This is a genomic window from Microbacterium shimangi (genome assembly GCF_043556445.1).
In the GTDB taxonomy this organism is placed as follows: domain Bacteria; phylum Actinomycetota; class Actinomycetes; order Actinomycetales; family Microbacteriaceae; genus Microbacterium.
Window position 1 is genome coordinate 1,053,278 of the sequence record NZ_JBIGII010000004.1, and the last position, 15,875, is coordinate 1,069,152.

General features: G+C 68.8%; 14 protein-coding genes. 3 read left to right on the forward strand and 11 right to left on the reverse strand.

Annotated elements, in window-relative coordinates:
- Positions 1 to 28: 28 nt before the first annotated feature.
- The 9 genes from ftsW to ACFXQA_RS12140 all read right to left on the reverse strand — a co-directional run bounded on the left by ftsW (position 29) and on the right by ACFXQA_RS12140 (position 9,791).
- The gene (ftsW, locus tag ACFXQA_RS12100; RefSeq protein WP_394520088.1) at positions 29 to 1,234 is read right to left on the reverse strand and encodes a putative lipid II flippase FtsW; all 1,206 of its coding nucleotides are present in this window, start codon (positions 1,232 to 1,234) and stop codon (positions 29 to 31) included.
- Complete coding sequence (gene murD / locus ACFXQA_RS12105) at positions 1,182 to 2,741, reverse strand: UDP-N-acetylmuramoyl-L-alanine--D-glutamate ligase (RefSeq protein WP_394520232.1); 1,560 nt, start codon at positions 2,739 to 2,741, stop codon at positions 1,182 to 1,184. The genes ftsW and murD overlap by 53 nt, the downstream gene beginning before the upstream one ends.
- The gene (gene mraY / locus ACFXQA_RS12110) at positions 2,738 to 3,841 is read right to left on the reverse strand and encodes a phospho-N-acetylmuramoyl-pentapeptide-transferase (protein ID WP_394520089.1); all 1,104 of its coding nucleotides are present in this window, start codon (positions 3,839 to 3,841) and stop codon (positions 2,738 to 2,740) included. Before mraY ends, murD begins: the two co-directional genes overlap by 4 nt.
- Entirely contained in the window at positions 3,838 to 5,250 is a 1,413-nt protein-coding gene (locus ACFXQA_RS12115) for a UDP-N-acetylmuramoyl-tripeptide--D-alanyl-D-alanine ligase (RefSeq protein WP_394520090.1), read from the reverse strand. Before ACFXQA_RS12115 ends, mraY begins: the two co-directional genes overlap by 4 nt.
- Positions 5,251 to 5,270: 20 nt before the next feature.
- Positions 5,271 to 7,058 carry a peptidoglycan D,D-transpeptidase FtsI family protein gene (locus ACFXQA_RS12120; protein WP_394520091.1) on the reverse strand — a complete coding sequence of 596 codons (1,788 nt, stop codon included), beginning with the start codon at positions 7,056 to 7,058 and terminating at the stop codon, positions 5,271 to 5,273.
- A gap of 4 nt (positions 7,059 to 7,062) precedes the next feature.
- Positions 7,063 to 7,638 (reverse strand): cell division protein FtsL, encoded by a 576-nt coding sequence (ftsL, locus tag ACFXQA_RS12125; RefSeq protein WP_394520092.1) that lies wholly within the window; start codon positions 7,636 to 7,638, stop codon positions 7,063 to 7,065.
- Positions 7,635 to 8,588 (reverse strand): 16S rRNA (cytosine(1402)-N(4))-methyltransferase RsmH, encoded by a 954-nt coding sequence (gene rsmH / locus ACFXQA_RS12130; protein ID WP_394520093.1) that lies wholly within the window; start codon positions 8,586 to 8,588, stop codon positions 7,635 to 7,637. Before rsmH ends, ftsL begins: the two co-directional genes overlap by 4 nt.
- Positions 8,589 to 8,691: 103 nt before the next feature.
- The gene (mraZ, locus tag ACFXQA_RS12135; protein WP_394520094.1) at positions 8,692 to 9,123 is read right to left on the reverse strand and encodes a division/cell wall cluster transcriptional repressor MraZ; all 432 of its coding nucleotides are present in this window, start codon (positions 9,121 to 9,123) and stop codon (positions 8,692 to 8,694) included.
- Positions 9,124 to 9,407: 284 nt separating this feature from the next.
- Positions 9,408 to 9,791, reverse strand: coding sequence for a DUF3040 domain-containing protein (locus ACFXQA_RS12140; protein ID WP_394520096.1), 384 nt, complete (start codon positions 9,789 to 9,791; stop codon positions 9,408 to 9,410).
- Positions 9,792 to 9,854: 63 nt separating this feature from the next.
- On the opposite strand from ACFXQA_RS12140, the gene ACFXQA_RS12145 reads away from it, so the two are divergent.
- On the forward strand, positions 9,855 to 10,952 hold the full coding sequence (locus tag ACFXQA_RS12145; protein WP_394520097.1) for a polyprenyl synthetase family protein: 1,098 nt from the start codon (positions 9,855 to 9,857) through the stop codon (positions 10,950 to 10,952).
- Between the two features lie 30 nt (positions 10,953 to 10,982).
- On the opposite strand, the gene ACFXQA_RS12150 is transcribed toward ACFXQA_RS12145, so the two are convergent.
- The gene (locus ACFXQA_RS12150; protein ID WP_394520099.1) at positions 10,983 to 11,324 is read right to left on the reverse strand and encodes an Rv2175c family DNA-binding protein; all 342 of its coding nucleotides are present in this window, start codon (positions 11,322 to 11,324) and stop codon (positions 10,983 to 10,985) included.
- Between the two features lie 123 nt (positions 11,325 to 11,447).
- On the opposite strand from ACFXQA_RS12150, the gene ACFXQA_RS12155 reads away from it, so the two are divergent.
- A complete protein-coding gene (locus ACFXQA_RS12155; RefSeq protein WP_394520100.1) occupies positions 11,448 to 12,353 on the forward strand; it encodes a lytic transglycosylase in 906 nt (301 codons plus the stop codon).
- 98 nt (positions 12,354 to 12,451) lie between these two features.
- The gene (gene pknB / locus ACFXQA_RS12160) at positions 12,452 to 14,407 is read left to right on the forward strand and encodes a Stk1 family PASTA domain-containing Ser/Thr kinase (RefSeq protein ID WP_394520102.1); all 1,956 of its coding nucleotides are present in this window, start codon (positions 12,452 to 12,454) and stop codon (positions 14,405 to 14,407) included.
- Positions 14,408 to 14,528: 121 nt separating this feature from the next.
- On the opposite strand, the gene ACFXQA_RS12165 is transcribed toward pknB, so the two are convergent.
- Positions 14,529 to 15,866, reverse strand: coding sequence for a class II 3-deoxy-7-phosphoheptulonate synthase (locus ACFXQA_RS12165; protein WP_394520103.1), 1,338 nt, complete (start codon positions 15,864 to 15,866; stop codon positions 14,529 to 14,531).
- Between the last annotated feature and the right edge of the window lie 9 nt (positions 15,867 to 15,875).

Consider the following 15,875-nt stretch of genomic DNA (forward strand, 5'->3'; position numbering starts at 1 on the left):
CCGCCGTGAGGCGAACCCGGCCGCGCGATCAGAGCGCGCGGGCGGGCAGCGAGCGCGCGAACGACAGCAGTACCCCGCAAGCGACCAGAACCGAGAGCAAGGAGGTGCCGCCCTGCGACATGAACGGCAGCGGCACGCCGAGCACGGGCAGGACCCGCAGCACGACGCCGATGTTGATCAGCGCCTGGCCCACGATCCAGATCGTGATGGCACCGGCGACGATGCGGACGAACGGGTCGTCGGTCTTGCGGATGATGTGGAACGCGCCGACGGCGAAGAGGGCGAACAGCGCGAGAACCACCGCGCAGCCGATCAGGCCGAGCTCTTCTCCGACGATGGCGAAGATGTAGTCGTTCGCCGCCGCCGGCAGCCAGTCGTACTTCTCGCGCGAGTTGCCCAGGCCCAGGCCGAACACTCCACCGCCCGCGAGGCCCCACACGCCGTGGAGCGCCTGATAGCAGTCGTTGTAGTAGCAGTCGAGCGTGCCCGCGTTGAGGAAGCTCATGATGCGGGCCAGGCGGTTGGGGCTGCTGACCGCGAAGTATGCGACGGCTCCGAGCGCGGCGATGGCCGGCAGGATGAAGATGCGCAGCTTCACCCCGGAGAAGAACAGGGCGGCGAGCACGATGAGCGCCAGGATCATCGCCGTTCCGAGGTCGCGTCCGGCCAGCACCGTCGCGATGACCATGATGCCGACGGGCACGATCGGGATGAACACGTGGCTCCACGATGTCAGCAGCGTGCGCTTGCGGAACAGCACGGCACCCATCCAGAGGGCCAGGGCGATCTTGAGGAACTCCGCGGGCTGGAACTGGAACCCGGCGATGACGACCCAGTTGCGGTTTCCGTACGACTCGACACCCAGGCCGGGAACGAAGACGAGCAGCTGGAAGGCGGTCGCGCCGATCAGGGCGAGCCAGGCGATCTTGCGCCAGAAGCTCACGGGCATGCGGCTGGCGATGAACATGAGGGGCACGCCGAGCAGCGCGAAGACGCCCTGCTTGATCACGTGTTCGTACGGGTCCGCTCCCCCGTTGAGGGCCGACGTGGCGGAGAGCACCATGACGAGCCCGAAGCCGGTCAGGAGCAACGCTGTCGATGCGATGAGGAGGAACTCGCTCGGCACGGGAGCGAACACCTTGCCCAGCGAGACGCGCGCGGCGAGTCCTCGACGGCGTGGGTCAGACGGTTCCTGGCTGGCCGGGGGCGTCTTCGGCGGGATGATCGCGGTCACGCGGCGCCTTCCCGTTCTCGATCCGATCGGTCACGGCCTGGGCGAAACGCCGGCCGCGGTCTGCGTAGGAGGTGAACTGATCGAACGACGCCGACGCGGGGGCGAGAAGCACGACGTCTCCGTCCCCGGCGACGTCTGCCGCCAGTTCGACGACCCGTGCCATGACGTCTTCAGTCTCGGCGTGGTCGACCTCGAACAGCGGGACCCCCGGGGCGTGTCGCGCGAACGCCGCGACGATCTCGGTGCGCTCCACGCCGATCACGATGGCCGCCTTGGCGACCGCGCCACGAGCGGCGACCAGCGCGCCGATGTCGACGCCCTTGAGCAGCCCGCCCACGATCCAGACCGCTCCGGGGTAGGCCGCGAGCGACGACGCCGCCGCATGCGGGTTCGTCGCCTTCGAGTCGTCCACCCAGGTCACCCCTTCGGCGACGGCGACGATCTGGATGCGGTGCGGGTCGAGGGCGAAATCGCTCAAGGCCGCGCGGATGTCGTGGGGTTCGACGCCGAGCGAGCGGGCGAGCGCTGACGCGGCGAGGATGTTCGACACGACGTGGGGTGCGGCGAGGCCCTGTGCGGCGAGATCGGCGACCGTGGTGATCTCGAGCGCCGAAGTGCTCCGCTCCTCGAGGAAGGCGCGATCGACGAGAATGCCGTCGACGAGGCCCATGTCGCTCTGCCCGGGCACGCCCAGGTCGAATCCGATCGCGCGCGCGCCGTCGACGACCTCGGCCTCTTCGACCATCAGACGGGTGGCGGCATCCGACTTGTTGTAGACGCACGCCACGCGCGTGTGCTGGTACACGACTGCTTTGGCGTCACGGTAGGCCGCGAACGACCCGTGCCACTCGAGGTGGTCGTCGGCGAGGTTCAGACAGACCGAGGCATGAGGTGAGAGCGGATCGGGCCCGGATTGCAGACCGAGATACCAGAGCTGGTGGCTCGAGAGCTCGACCACGAGCACGTCGAAGCCCGCCGGATCACGCACCGCGTCGAGGACGGGCACCCCGATGTTGCCGCAAGGCGCTGCGCGCAGCCCTCCTCGCTGCATCATCGTCGCGGCGAGGCGGGTGGTCGTCGTCTTGCCGTTCGTTCCCGTGACGAGCACCCACTCGGCCGGGCGGCCGTCGGCGCGGACGACCTTGTCGCGCACGCGCCAAGCGAGCTCGACGTCGCCCCACAGCGCGATGCCGGACTGCTGTGCCCACGAGATGACCGGATGCTGCGGCGAGAAACCCGGCGAAGCCACCACGACATCCGGCGCGAACTCGATCAGCGCGGCCGGCACCGCGTCCAGCGGGCCGACGTGGAGCCCTGCCCCGATGACCGGCAGCAGTCGGGCATACTCCTCGTCGGCGGATTCCGTGACGACGAGGACATCGGCTCCGAGTTCGGCCAGCGTGTCGGCGACCGAGAACCCCGTGACCGACAGGCCGAGCACCGCGACGCGCAGGCCCCGCCAGTCGGCGCGCCAGCTCGTCAGCGAATCGAGCCGCTCCGCGGTCATGCGCGGGAGAGCCACTCGACGTAGAAGAACCCGACGCCCGACACGGCGAGGAGGCCGGCGATGATCCACATGCGGACGACGATCGTGATCTCGGACCAGCCGCGCATCTCGAGGTGGTGGTGCAACGGACTCATCAGGAACAGGCGCTTGCCGCGCGTGATCTTGAAGTACAGGCGCTGCAAGATGACCGATCCTGACGCGATGACGTAGACGCCGGCGACCAGCACGAGGAGCAGCTCGGTGCGGGTGAGGATCGCCATCGCGGCGATGACGCCGCCGATGGCCATCGAGCCGACATCACCCATGAAGACCTTGGCCTTCGGGGCGTTCCACCAGAGGAATCCGACGAGCGCCCCGACGAAAGATGCCGAGATGATCGCGAGATCGAACGGGTCACGGGTGCCGTAGCAGGCGGACTGCACGGCCGAGGCGACGTTGGTGCAGACCTGCTGCACCTGCCAGAAGGCGATGAGGCTGTAGGCCCCGATGACGAAGATGCCCGACCCGGCCGCGAGGCCGTCGAGACCGTCCGTGACGTTGACCGAGTTCGACGAGGCGACGCCGATGAGCGAGATCCAGGCGAGGTAGAGCAGCCATCCGATGATCGGCCCGAGCGCCATGAACCACAGGCCCGGCACGTCGCGGAAGACCGAGATGTAGGCCGACGCGGGCGTCTGGCCGACCGAGTTCGGAAGGTTGAGGGCGACGATCGCGAACGGAACCGTGACGAGGACCTGACCGATGACCTTCGGCCACCCCTCGAGACCCAGGCTGCGCTGCCGACGAAGCTTCATGTAGTCGTCGATGAACCCGACAGCACCGAATCCGACCATCATCCACAGGACGAGGATGCCCGAGATGGTGGGCGGGTTGTTGCCCGTGAACGACCCGACGAAGTACCCCACGATCGTGCCGGCGATGAAGATCGTGCCGCCCATGGTCGGCGTGCCGCGCTTGGCGCCGTGCGAGGGGTTGTGGATGTTCTCGGGGGTGCGGATGACCTGGCCCCAGCCCCACTTGCGGAACAACCGCAAGAAGGCGGGCGTCAGGAAGAGCGTGAATGCCAGCGAGATCGCCGCCGCGGTCAGGAGAGATCTCACGAGAACGATTCTCCCAGACGGTCGCCGAGCAACCTGAGCCCCGCCGAGTTCGACGACTTGACCAGCACGCGGTCGCCGTCGCGGAGCTCTGACATGAGGTAGTCGTAAGCCTCGTCGGCGGTCGAGAAGAAGACCGCTTCGCTGTCCCACGAGCCCTGCGAGATCGCTTCGAGATACATGCGGCGGGCGTCATCGCCCACGACGACGATGCGCTGGATGCCGAGACGCACGGCGAGCAGCCCGACGCGGTCGTGCTCCTCCCCCGTGAACTCGCCGAGCTCGTTCATGGCGCCGAGGACGGCGACCGTGCGCTGGCCCGGTGCGGTGATCTGGGCGAGGGTGCGCAGAGCTGCCGCCATCGAGTCGGGGCTGGCGTTGTACGCGTCGTTGATGATGCGCACCCGCTCCGAACCGAGCGGTTGCATGCGCCACCGCTCCGCGAGCTCGACGGTCTCGAGCTGCGCGACGGCCGAGGCGGGGTCGACTCCGAGCGCCGTGGCCGCTGCGATCGCCGCGAGGGCGTTCATGACGTGGTGTTCGCCGAGGACTCGGAGATGCAGGGTGAAGGGAGCACCGTCGACGATCAGCTCGGCGCGCGTGCCGGAGGCGGTGACCTCCACGTCGACCGCCCGGACGTCCGCAGCATCCCCTCGTCCGAACCACCGGACGTCGACGACGTTCTCGGCGGCGATCGGTGCCATGGCCGCGACACGGGGGTCGTCGGCGTTCAAGACCGCGAGGCCTCCCGGGCGCACGGCGCGGACGAGCTCGGACTTCGCGGCGAAGGTCGCTTCGATGCCGCCGAAGCCGCCGGCGTGCGCCATTCCGACCATCAGCACCACGCCGATGTCGGGGGTCACGAGGCCCGCGAGACGAGCGATCTCGCCGGGGCCGCTGGCGCCGAACTCGCTCACGAGGAATCGGCTGGTCTCGGTCACGCGCAGCATGGTGAGCGGCGCACCGACCTCGTTGTTCAGCGACGCGCGCGGTGCGACGGTCTCGCCCTCGGCCTCGAGGATGCGCGCGAGAAGGTTCTTCGTGGTCGTCTTGCCGTTGGAGCCGGTGATCCCGACGATGCGCAGATCTCCGCGATCGCGGACGCGGGCGACGACGACGCGGGCGAGATCGGCGAGCGAGCCGACGGCATCGGCGACGACGATCTGGGTGACGGATGCTTCGACCGGGTGTTCGACGATGGCGACCGCTGCGCCCGCGGCCACGGCCGCATCGACGAACCGGTGCCCGTCGGTGTGCTCACCGGGTTTGGCGACGAAGACACCGCCCTCGCCGATCGCGCGCGAGTCGGTGTCGACGGCGCCCGAGACGACGGTCTCGGGCGTATCGAGACCGTGAAGACGGAGATCGCCCGCGACGGCGTCGGCGAGCTGCGAAAGAGTGAGGGGGATCATAGGTGCGGGCCGCTCTGCGGTCAGCCGAACTTGGGGAGCTCGGGGGTTCCGGATTCCGACGGCATGACGCGGTAGGTCTTCAGAACCTGTGTCATGGCTTTCTGGAATGCGGGCGCGTTGGCCGCAGACGACTTTACCGTGACGGGCTCGTCGAGGGTGACGGCGACGATGTACTGGGGGTCCTCCGCGGGGGCGAAGCCGATCATGGTGGTGAAGAACGCGCCGGACTTGTAGCCGCCGTTCACGAGATCGGGTTTCTCACCGGTACCGGTCTTCACGGCAAGACGGTAGCCGGGGATCGCGATCGACTTCGCGAGTCCGCCCTGCGTGGCGACGTTCTCGAGCATGAGCGACACGTCGTCGGCGGTCTTCTCTGCGACGACCTGCTCCCCCGCCGAGTCGGGCGTCTCGGACACGGTGCCGTCGGACGCGGTGCACCCCTCGACGATCGACAGCGGCATGCGCAGGCCGCCGTTGGCGATGGTCTGATATGCCCCGACGAGTTCGGGCACGGTGGTGGTGAGGCCCTGCCCGAAGTTCGTGTTGTAGAAGGTCTGGTTGTCCCACTGGTCGGGCGTGCGCAGCTCGCCGACGGCGGAGCCCAGGCCGAAGTTCTCACCCTGGCTGATGCCGAACTTCTTCAAGTAGTCGTATCGCGTCTGAGCCGACACGCTTTCGCCGAACTTCGAGATGCCGACGTTCGACGAGTCGATCAAGACACCGGTCAGGGTGTAGTTGTTGGTCGGGTGCGCCGAGGGGTCGCGCACGGTGGCCCCGTTGGGGAACGTCTCCCTGGAGGCGGCGGTGACGGTCGACCCGGGGTTCTTCCCGCCCGCGTCGATGGCGATCGCGGCGGTGAGCGCCTTGAAGGTGGATCCGGGTTCGAACGATCCCGAGAAGATGCGGCTGTACCGGTCGTCCGAGATCGAGGCTTCGAAGTTGTTGGGGTCGACCGTCGGCCACTCCGCGGCGGCGCGCACTTTGCCCGTCTTGGCCTCGACGACGGTGATCGTGCCCGACTTCGCTCCGACGTTCTGCGCCTGTTCGGCGATCAGCTGAGTCAAGTACCAGGTCAGGTCGCGGTTCACGGTCAGCTGCAGGGTGCCGCCGTCGACCGCGGGTTCGTCGACCTGGGTGCCGGGAAGGATGACGCCGTCTTTCCCGCGCTGATAGGTGCGCGTGCCGTTGGTGGAGGAGAGGCAATCGTTCTGCGCCTTCTCGAGCCCGGCGAGCGGCGCGCCGTCGGTGCCGACGAAGCCGACGAGGTTCCCCCCGACGGCGCCGTCGGGATACGTACGGGCGGGGTGCGGCACGAACGTCAGAAACGGCACCCCGAGGTCGGCGAGCGCGCGGAACTGCTCGGTCGTGATGCCCCGTTTGAGATAGGCGAACCGTGATCCGGGGTTCTCAGCCAGGGCGTCGGTGACGACCTTCTCCACCTCTTCGGCGGTCTGCCCGGTGACCTGTGCCATCTGGGAAGCGAGATCGGCCCAGGAGACCTCGATGCGTTCTCCGTCGTCGCCGGTGCGCGTCACGCCGTCTTTCGCGAGCATGGGGTCGAGCTGGGCGTCGTAGAGAAGGATGCTGCCGGCGAGTGTCGCGCCGTTCTCATCGACGATCGCTCCCCGGGCACCGTAGAGGGTCTGGGCTCCGGCGAACCCGAGCGCGAGAGAGTCGTCGATGTGCTCGCGGGCGTTCACCACCTGGATGTCGACCAGGCGCACCACGAAGGCGGAGAGGATGGCCAGCACCACCGCGAGGGCGACGACCGTGCGACGGCGGGGGCTTCGAGTGCTGCGCGTCGTCATGGAGCTAGCGTGTCGCCGGAGTCGGCAAACCGTCGGCGATCGGCGGGGGTGTCGTCGAATCGGCGGTCGCTGTTTCTTCGGCCATCGGCGCTCCTTGAATCGTGGCGTCGGGCGCCGTCACGAGCGGTGTGTCGGCGATGAGTGCGTTCTGCACCGCCCCGCGACCGATCGCATCCACCGACGACGCGTCGGGGGCCGGTTGACCCGCCCCGATGAGCGCGCCGTCGCTGAGCCGGAGGTAGGAGGGGGTGTCGGCGACGACCATGCCGAGCGCAGACGCGTTGGCGGCGAGGTACTGGGGCGAACCGAGGCCCGCGACTTCGTCGTACAGCATCTGCTTCTCGTAGCTGAGGGAGCGCTGCTCCTGCGTCAGGTTCGCGACTTCGAACGAGCCCTGGGTCGTGAGGATCGACAGGACCATCTGTGCCAGGGCGATGGCGACCGCACCCGCCACGGCGATGATGCCGTAGGCGAGCTTCGGACGTCGGTGCGCCGGCGCCTCGACGGGTCGGAGCCGCCGCGCGGGCGAATCATCCCGGCGCGGGGAGGCCGGGAACAGCTCGTAGGCGAGATCGCTCATGCGGCCTCCTTCACTCGTTCGGCGGCGCGCAGTCGCACCGGGGTCGCGCGCGGGTTCTCCGCGCGTTCTTCTTCGCCGGCGAGCTCCGCGCCCTTCACCAGCAGGCGGAAACGCGGTGCGTGCTCGGGCAGTTCGATGGGGAGGCCGCGCGGAGCGGTCGAGGCCGATGCGTCCGCCAACACGTGCTTGACCAACCGGTCTTCGAGCGACTGGTAGGCCATGACGACGATCCGCCCACCGACGCGCAGCGCGTCGAGAGCCGCGGGAAGTGCACGCTCGAGCACGGCGAGCTCCTGGTTGACCTCGATGCGCAACGCCTGGAACACGCGCTTCGCAGGGTGACCCGAGTGCAGCAGGGCTGCGGGCGTGGCGTCGTGGAGGATCGAGACGAGCCGGCCGGAGCGGAGGATCGGCTCCTGCTCCCGCGCGGCGATGATCGCCCGGGCGTACCGACCGGAGAGCTTCTCTTCGCCGTAGCGCTCGAAGATCCGCCGCAGGGCGCCTTCACCGTAGGTGTCGAGGATCTCGGCGGCCGTGACGCCCTTGCTCTGGTCCATACGCATGTCGAGAGGGGCGTCCTGCGCGTAGGCGAATCCGCGGTCGGCGACATCGAGCTGCAGCGATGAAACACCGAGGTCGAAGAGGATGCCGTCGACACGGTCGACTCCGGCAGACGCGATGGCTTCGGCGATGCCGTCGTAGACGGTGTGCACCAGCGCGACCCGGTCGCCGAACGGCGCGAGACGATCGCCGGCGATACGCAGCGCGTCGGTGTCGCGGTCGAGGCCGATGAGCTTCACGGCGTCGAAACGCTCGAGGAACGCCTCGGAGTGGCCGCCCATGCCGAGCGTCGCGTCGACGAAGACGGCGCCGGGTCTTTCGAGCGCGGGAGCGAGGAGTTCGACACAGCGGTCGAGGAGTACGGGGGTGTGGAGGTCGCGAGCGTTCATGATGACGGGGGATTTCGAGGATCCTGGGCCCTGATCCCCCTCCGCGACGACCTGGCACCGGGGAAGTGTGTCAGGGCGAGCGGCGGGGCATCACGGCCAAAGATCAGAAGAGTCCCGGAATCACCTCCTGCTCCATCTCGGAGTACGTGTCTTCGTTGGCTTCGGCGTACGCGTTCCACGCTTCGGCGTTCCAGATCTCGGCGTGCGCACCGACTCCGGTGATCACGAGCTCGCGCTCGAGACCGGCATAGGAGCGCAACGCCGGCGGCACGGTGATGCGGTTCTGGCTGTCGGGCTTCTCGGCGCTCGCGCCCGACAGGAACATGCGCAAGAAGTCGCGCGCCTGCTTGTTGCTCAGCGGCGCCTCGCGGATGCGCTCGTGAACCCGCTCGAACTCGGCTTCGCTGAACACGTAGAGGCAGCGTTCCTGCCCACGGGTCACGACGACGCCACCGCTGAGGTCGTCGCGAAACTTCGCCGGGAGGATGACCCGCCCTTTGTCGTCGAGCTTGGGGGTGTGCGTGCCGAGCAGCATCCGCTCTCCCCCCTTCGTCCGGCGTGCGAAGTACCCCCCACTTTACTCCACTCTGCTCCACTTCACTATCCCCGCGCCGTTTATTCCCCCCGGGAACGGCGAAATGCGGCACATTCCCGCGTCGTCGCCGGAAATGCCGACCGCGTGGAGCGAAGTGGGGCGTCTCGCCCGCACCGATCAGCCCGGGGAACGAAAAAAGCCCCGACTCCGTGGAGTCGGGGCTTTCGGGACTTCGAGCGAGATCGGGAGAGCCCGATCAGGCGAGGTGGGTCAGGCGCAGTGCGTCAGGACGGATCGTTCCGTCGGTCCCATCGGTCGTTCATACGATCCATGAACGACGACCCGGCGGCGGGCGGCGTAGGCCGTGCCGACGCCGCAGTCGGCGACGTCACCGTCGGTGCGGAACCCCGCAACGGGGTGACAGCGAGGATCACACCGCCGAGCATGATCGCGAATCCGATCACGCCGACGACGATGCCGAGGGTCGGGATGTTGATGGCGACGCCCGCGATGAGGGCGCCGATGCCCACCAAGACGAGGATCGTTCCGTAGACGATGTTGCGGTAGCTGGGCGCACGCTGCGGTGCCGTCACGACGTCGGCGTCGTTTCTCATGAGATGGCGTTCCATCTCGTCCAGCAGACGCTGCTCCTGCTCTGACAGTGGCATGCATCCCCCTCTATGACTCGTGCCGACGATTCTACGCGGGCGGCTGATCACTAGGCTAGGCCCGTGCTGCCCTCCCCGGATCCCATCGAGGCTGTTTCCCAGCGACTCGACACTTTCGTCGGCTCGCAGACCCTCTCGGCGAAAGCCATGGGCGACGAAGCCGAACGGTTCACCGCGGTCGCGGCCGACGCGCTCCGCGGGGGCAAGCGGCTTCGCGCCCGGTTCTGCCTGACGGGTTGGCGCGCGGTGGCCGAGGCGGGCGGACGCCCCGCAGCATCCGCCCCCGAAGGGGTGATCGCCGCCGCAGCGGCCCTGGAGGTCTTCCACGCCGCGGCACTCGTCCACGATGACCTCATCGACAACTCCGACACCCGCCGCGGGCGGCCCGCCACCCACCGCGCGCTCGAAGCCGTGCACCGCGAGTCGCACTGGCACGGCGACGCCGGCGCGTTCGGTCGCTCCAGCGCGATCCTGCTCGGCGACCTCCTCGTCGCCTGGAGCGACGACCTCCTCGAGGAGGGTCTGGTCACGAGGCCGCAGGCCACCGCATCGGCCGCACGGGCGGAGTACGCACGCATGCGCCGCGACGTCACCGTGGGTCAGTTCCTCGACATCGCCGAGGAATCCGCCTTCGTCACCCAGCCCGACGACGAGCACGCCGAGCGTGCCCTGCGCGTCGCGTCGCTGAAATCGGCCCGCTACAGCATCCAGCAGCCGCTCCTCATCGGGGCGGCTCTCGCCGATGCCGACGACGCGCAGCACGAGGCTCTGTCCGCGTTCGGTCACCCGGTGGGAATGGCCTTCCAACTGCGCGACGACGTGCTGGGAGTTTTCGGCGACGCCGCCGTGACCGGCAAGCCGTCGGGCGACGATCTGCGCGAGGGCAAGCGCACGGTTCTCGTCGCCTTCGCGCGCGAGGCTCTGCCCGCGAGCTCGCGACGCGTCTTCGATGAACTCATCGGCGACCCCACGCTCGACGACGCCCAGATCGCGTCGCTGCAGTCGACGATCGTCGACACCGGAGCGCTCGGACGCGTCGAAGAGCTCATCGTCGACTACGCCCGCACCGCCGACAGAGCCCTGTCGGGGGCGAGGCTCGGCGACGAGGCCAGGGGCGAACTGCGCGACCTCGCCCGCGCGGCGACGACCAGGTCAGCCTGAGCCGAGCGCGAGAGCCTCACCGTCCGCGAGTCAACCCAACGACTGCGCCACCCGGCGCACCTCGCTCTTACGGCCTGCACGCAGAGCCTCGAGGGGCGGCATTCCGATGGAGTCCTCCGGCGCGAGGAGCCAGTCGATGGCCTCGTCGTCGGTGAATCCCCTGTCGTGGAGCACGATGACCGTGCCACGAAGCGAGCCCAGCGGCTCGCCCTCGACGAGGAAAGCGGCGGGTACTTTCAGCGAGCCCTCTCGACGCGAGCCGATGAGCTGGCGCTCGTCGAGCAGGCGGCGGATGCGGCTGAGAGGCTCGCCCGTCGCCTCCACCAGGTCGGGAAGGGAGAGCCATGTGGTTTCGAAGGTCGCGCCGGTCACGATGCCACTATCTCACCCGGCAGGGCGGGTCCGCTTTCACATGCGCCCCACACGCCACTTCCGTTGACACACGTAGACATCCGTGACACGGTACCCGGAGTCGGAAGAACGGATGTCCCCCCCATGCGTCGACACGTCGTCAGCCATGCCCAGAAGTCCATGACGAGCGCCCGCACCGGCCTGCCCGTCGCCATCGTCGGAGCGATCGCCCTATCGGTCGCCCCCGATGCAGCCCACGCCGCGGATGCGGCGTATACCGTCGCCCCGGGCGACACGGTGAGTTCCATCGCCGCGCGCCACGGGCTGAGAACCGCCGATGTGCTCCAGAGCAACGGGCTCGGATGGTCCTCCGTGATCATGCCGGGCCAGAAGCTGCACCTCGCCGGCACGGAGGCGGCTCCCACCCCGCCGGTCTCGGCTCCGGCTGCGCCGGCACCCTCCTCCGCCGCCGCCTATACGATCCGCGCCGGCGACACGATCAGCGGAATCGCGCGCGCCCACGGCCTCACGACCGACGCGGTTCTCGCAGCGAACGGCCTCGATCGGGCGTCGATCATCTACCCGGGCCAGGTCATCAGCGTGCCCGCGGGCGCTGCCGTATCCGCACCGCCCGTCATCGACGGTCTCGATGCCGAGCAGGTCGCGAACGCGCAGCTCATCGTGCGCGTCGGTCGCGAGCTCGGCGTTCCCGACCGCGGCATCGCGGTCGCACTCGGCACGGCCATGCAGGAATCGTGGCTGCGGAACCTCGACTGGGGCGACCGCGACTCGCTCGGACTGTTCCAGCAGCGGCCGGTCGCGGGATGGGGAACGGCGGCGGAGGTCAGCGACCCCACCCGATCGGTGCGCGCGTTCTACGGGGGTCCCTCGGATCCGAACGGTTCCCGCACGCGGGGACTCCTCGACATTTCGGGCTGGGAGGCGATGAGTTACGCCGATGCGGCGCAGGCGGTGCAGATCTCGGCCTACCCCGAGCGCTACGCGCAGTGGGAGGCCCCCGCTGCCCTCTGGCTCGCCGCGCTGCGGTGACGGCTCGGCCAGAACGTCGGGCCCGGCTTCGGGCACAGGTGGATAACGGCGGTGAGCCGCTCCCCCGGCTCACAGGGGCCGCTCCGTAGACTCTGAGCGTGAGCACGAGTCAGCAGACCGACCCGCTGATCGGCCGTCTCGTAGACGGCCGATACCGGGTGCGCGCGCGCATCGCGCGCGGCGGTATGGCGACCGTATACGTGGCCACCGACATGCGACTCGAGCGCAGGGTCGCTCTGAAGGTCATGCACGGGCACCTCAGCGATGACACCGTGTTCCAGAGCCGGTTCATCCAGGAGGCCCGCTCCGCCGCACGTCTGGCCGACCCGCACGTCGTCAACGTGTTCGATCAGGGCCAGGACGGCGAGATGGCCTATCTCGTCATGGAGTACCTGCCCGGCATCACGTTGCGCGAGCTGATGCGCGAGCAGAAGCGATTGAGCGTCCCGCAGACCATCACGATCATGGATGCCGTGCTCTCGGGCCTCGCCGCCGCGCACCGCGCCGGCATCGTCCACCGCGACGTGAAGCCCGAGAACATCCTTCTGGCCGAAGACGGACGCATCAAGATCGGCGACTTCGGCCTCGCTCGCGCCACGACCGCCAACACGGCGAGCGGCGCGATGCTGATGGGAACCATCGCGTATCTCGCTCCCGAACTGGTCACCCGCGGAACCGCCGATGCCCGGAGCGACATCTACTCCCTCGGCATCCTGCTCTACGAGATGCTCGTCGGTGAGCAGCCCTACAAGGGCGAGCAGCCGATGCAGATCGCCTTCCAGCACGCGACCGACTCGGTGCCGCGCCCCAGTGCGAAGAACCCCAGCGTCCCCGAGCAGCTCGACGAGCTCGTGCTGTGGTCGACCGAGAAGGTGCCCGACGACCGCCCCATCGACGCCTCGGTGATGCTGCAGCGCCTCCGAGACATCGAACGCGATCTCGGCGTCGCACCGCAGGTCGCGCGGGCCGTCGCGGTGGGCACCGCCGTCGAAGACGAGTCGTTCGACTCGGGCGGATACACGAAGGTGCTGCCGGCCGGCCCCGCTGCGCCGACGGGTCCGACTGCGACCATCGACGAAACCGACAACGCCGCCCAGCTGCGGATCGCGACGCGTCGTCGCGCGGCACGCGGGGCCTGGCTCTTCACCCTCGTGATCCTCCTCACCGGCCTCGCGGCCGGCGCCGGCTGGTGGTTCGGCTCGGGCCCGGGCTCTCTCGTCGGGGTGCCGGCGGTCGAGGGTGTGACGTTCGCGGAGGCGCAGTCCCGCCTCCTCGAGGATTCACTCATCGCCGTGCAAGAAGACGTGCCCGACTTCAGCGTTCCGGCGGGTGTCGTCGTCGACACGAGCCCCGGCCCCGGTGAACGCGTGGAACGCGACTCGGCGGTCACCGTGCTGGTCTCCAGCGGACCGAGGCCTCAGCAGATCCCCTCTTTGGCGGGAGCGAATATCGACGAAGCCCGCGGCATCGTCGACGCCCTCAATCTGAATGTCTCCGACGACGTGCCCCGCGAATTCACCGAGGCCGACGCCGACAGCGTCATCTACGCGTCGTTGACCCCCCGCGGCGGCGGCGATGCCGTCGACTGCACCAACGGCTGCGCATCATTCGAGGGCGACACCATCTCGTTCGCCGTCTCGAACGGCCCCGTTCCGGGCGTTCGAGGAATGGGCGAGGGCGAGGCGAGGCGCACTCTCTCGAACGTCGACCTCATCGTCTCCGACGACTCGCGCGAGGTCTACGACGATGACGCGGCGGCGGGCGTTGTGCTCGGAATGGTCGAGCGCGACGACGGCGCCAACTGGCGCCCCGGTGACACCGTGACGTTGATCGTCTCGCTCGGTCCGCCCCTGTTCCCCGTGACCGATGTCGTCGGGATGACCCGCGACGCCGCGAAGGCTGCCCTCGAAGCCGACGGCTTCACCGCGGACTGGGCTCTGTTCTGGAACGCCGCCCCCGACGGTCTGACCAAGGTGACGAGCCAAGATCCCGCCGCCGGATCGCAGCGCGTCGCGGGCACCAACGTATACCTGCAGCTCACCGTCACTGGCTGACGCCGCAGCATCGGCTCCTCTGACCCGCGGCATCTCCCGAGTACAGGACGATCGCCGAGAACAACGCGATCCGCGCGGAATCGACCCGTCCTCGGCGATGCTCCTGTGTCGGAGCCGTGGGTCAGAGCTTCTCGAGCTCCTCAGCCACCAGGAACGCGAGCTCGAGGCTCTGCATGTGGTTCAGACGCGGGTCGCACAGGCTCTCGTAACGCGTCGCGAGGGAGGCCTCGTCGATGTGCTCCGACCCGCCCAGGCACTCGGTCACGTCGTCGCCGGTGAGCTCGACGTGGATGCCGCCGGGGAACGTGCCGGACGCCCGGTGCGCCTCGAAGAAGCCGCGAACCTCGTCGACGACGTCGTCGAAGCGACGCGTCTTGTACCCGGTCGGCGTCGTGATGCCGTTGCCGTGCATGGGATCAGTGACCCAGAGCGGGGTCGCCCCGGAATCGCGCACGGCCTCGAGGAGCGGCGGCAGGGCGTCGCGGATCTTGCCCGCGCCCATGCGCGTGATGAACGTCAGGCGTCCTGGTTCGCGGTCGGGGTCGAGCTTGTCGATCAGCGCGAGCGCCGTCTCGGGCGTCGTCGACGGGCCGAGCTTGACGCCGATGGGGTTACGGATCTTCGAGAAGTAGTCGACGTGCGCGCCGTCGAGGTCGCGCGTGCGCTCACCGATCCAGACGAAGTGCGCCGAGGTGTTGTACGGCGTGCCGGTGCGCGAGTCGATCCGCGTCATGGGCCGCTCGTAGTCCATCAGCAAGCCCTCGTGACCTGTGTAGAACTCCACGCGCTTGAGCTCTTCGAAGTCGGCGCCCGCCGCCTCCATGAACTTGATGGCGCGGTCGATCTCGCCGGCGAGGCGCTCGTACTGCTGGTTCGCGGGGTTCTTCGCGAACCCCTGGTTCCAGCTGTGCACCTCACGGAGGTCGGCGAACCCGCCCTGCGTGAACGCCCGGATCAGATTGATGGTGGATGCTGCCGTGTGGTACCCCTTGAGCAGCCGAGCGGGGTCGGCGCGGCGGGAGGCCTCGGTGAAGTCGTAGCCGTTGACGATGTCGCCGCGGTACGCGGGCAGGGTGACGTCGCCGCGCGTCTCGGTGTCGCTCGAGCGGGGCTTCGCGAACTGCCCGGCCATGCGTCCCATCTTCACCACGGGCATCGAAGCGCCGTAGGTCAGGACGACCGCCATCTGCAGCACCGTCTTGATGCGGTTGCGGATCTGCTCGGCCGTCGCACCGGCGAAGGTCTCGGCGCAGTCGCCGCCCTGCAGCAGGAAGGCGCGACCCGATGCGGCGCGCGCGAGGCGCTCACGCAGTTGGTCGACCTCGCCCGCGAAGACGAGCGGGGGAAGGATCGCGAGTTCGTCGGATGCTGCGGTCACCGCGTCGGCGTCATACCACTGCGGCTGCTGCTTGATCGGCAGTGAGCGCCAGTGGTCGAGTGCGTCGGGCTGAGTGAGCATCCCTGAAGT

Excerpts from the sequence above, each read along its gene's own strand:
- rsmH (WP_394520093.1), bottom strand. The coding sequence starts at position 8,588 with ATGAACGCTCGCGACCTCCACACCCCCGTACTCCTCGACCGCTGTGTC.
- murD (WP_394520232.1), bottom strand. The coding sequence starts at position 2,741 with ATGACCGCGGAGCGGCTCGATTCGCTGACGAGCTGGCGCGCCGACTGG.
- ACFXQA_RS12115 (WP_394520090.1), bottom strand. The coding sequence starts at position 5,250 with ATGATCCCCCTCACTCTTTCGCAGCTCGCCGACGCCGTCGCGGGCGAT.
- ACFXQA_RS12155 (WP_394520100.1), top strand. The coding sequence starts at position 11,448 with ATGCGTCGACACGTCGTCAGCCATGCCCAGAAGTCCATGACGAGCGCC.
- mraZ (WP_394520094.1), bottom strand. The coding sequence starts at position 9,123 with ATGCTGCTCGGCACGCACACCCCCAAGCTCGACGACAAAGGGCGGGTC.
- ACFXQA_RS12140 (WP_394520096.1), bottom strand. The coding sequence starts at position 9,791 with ATGCCACTGTCAGAGCAGGAGCAGCGTCTGCTGGACGAGATGGAACGC.
- ACFXQA_RS12165 (WP_394520103.1), bottom strand. The coding sequence starts at position 15,866 with ATGCTCACTCAGCCCGACGCACTCGACCACTGGCGCTCACTGCCGATC.
- ftsL (WP_394520092.1), bottom strand. The coding sequence starts at position 7,638 with ATGAGCGATCTCGCCTACGAGCTGTTCCCGGCCTCCCCGCGCCGGGAT.
- ACFXQA_RS12120 (WP_394520091.1), bottom strand. The coding sequence starts at position 7,058 with ATGACGACGCGCAGCACTCGAAGCCCCCGCCGTCGCACGGTCGTCGCC.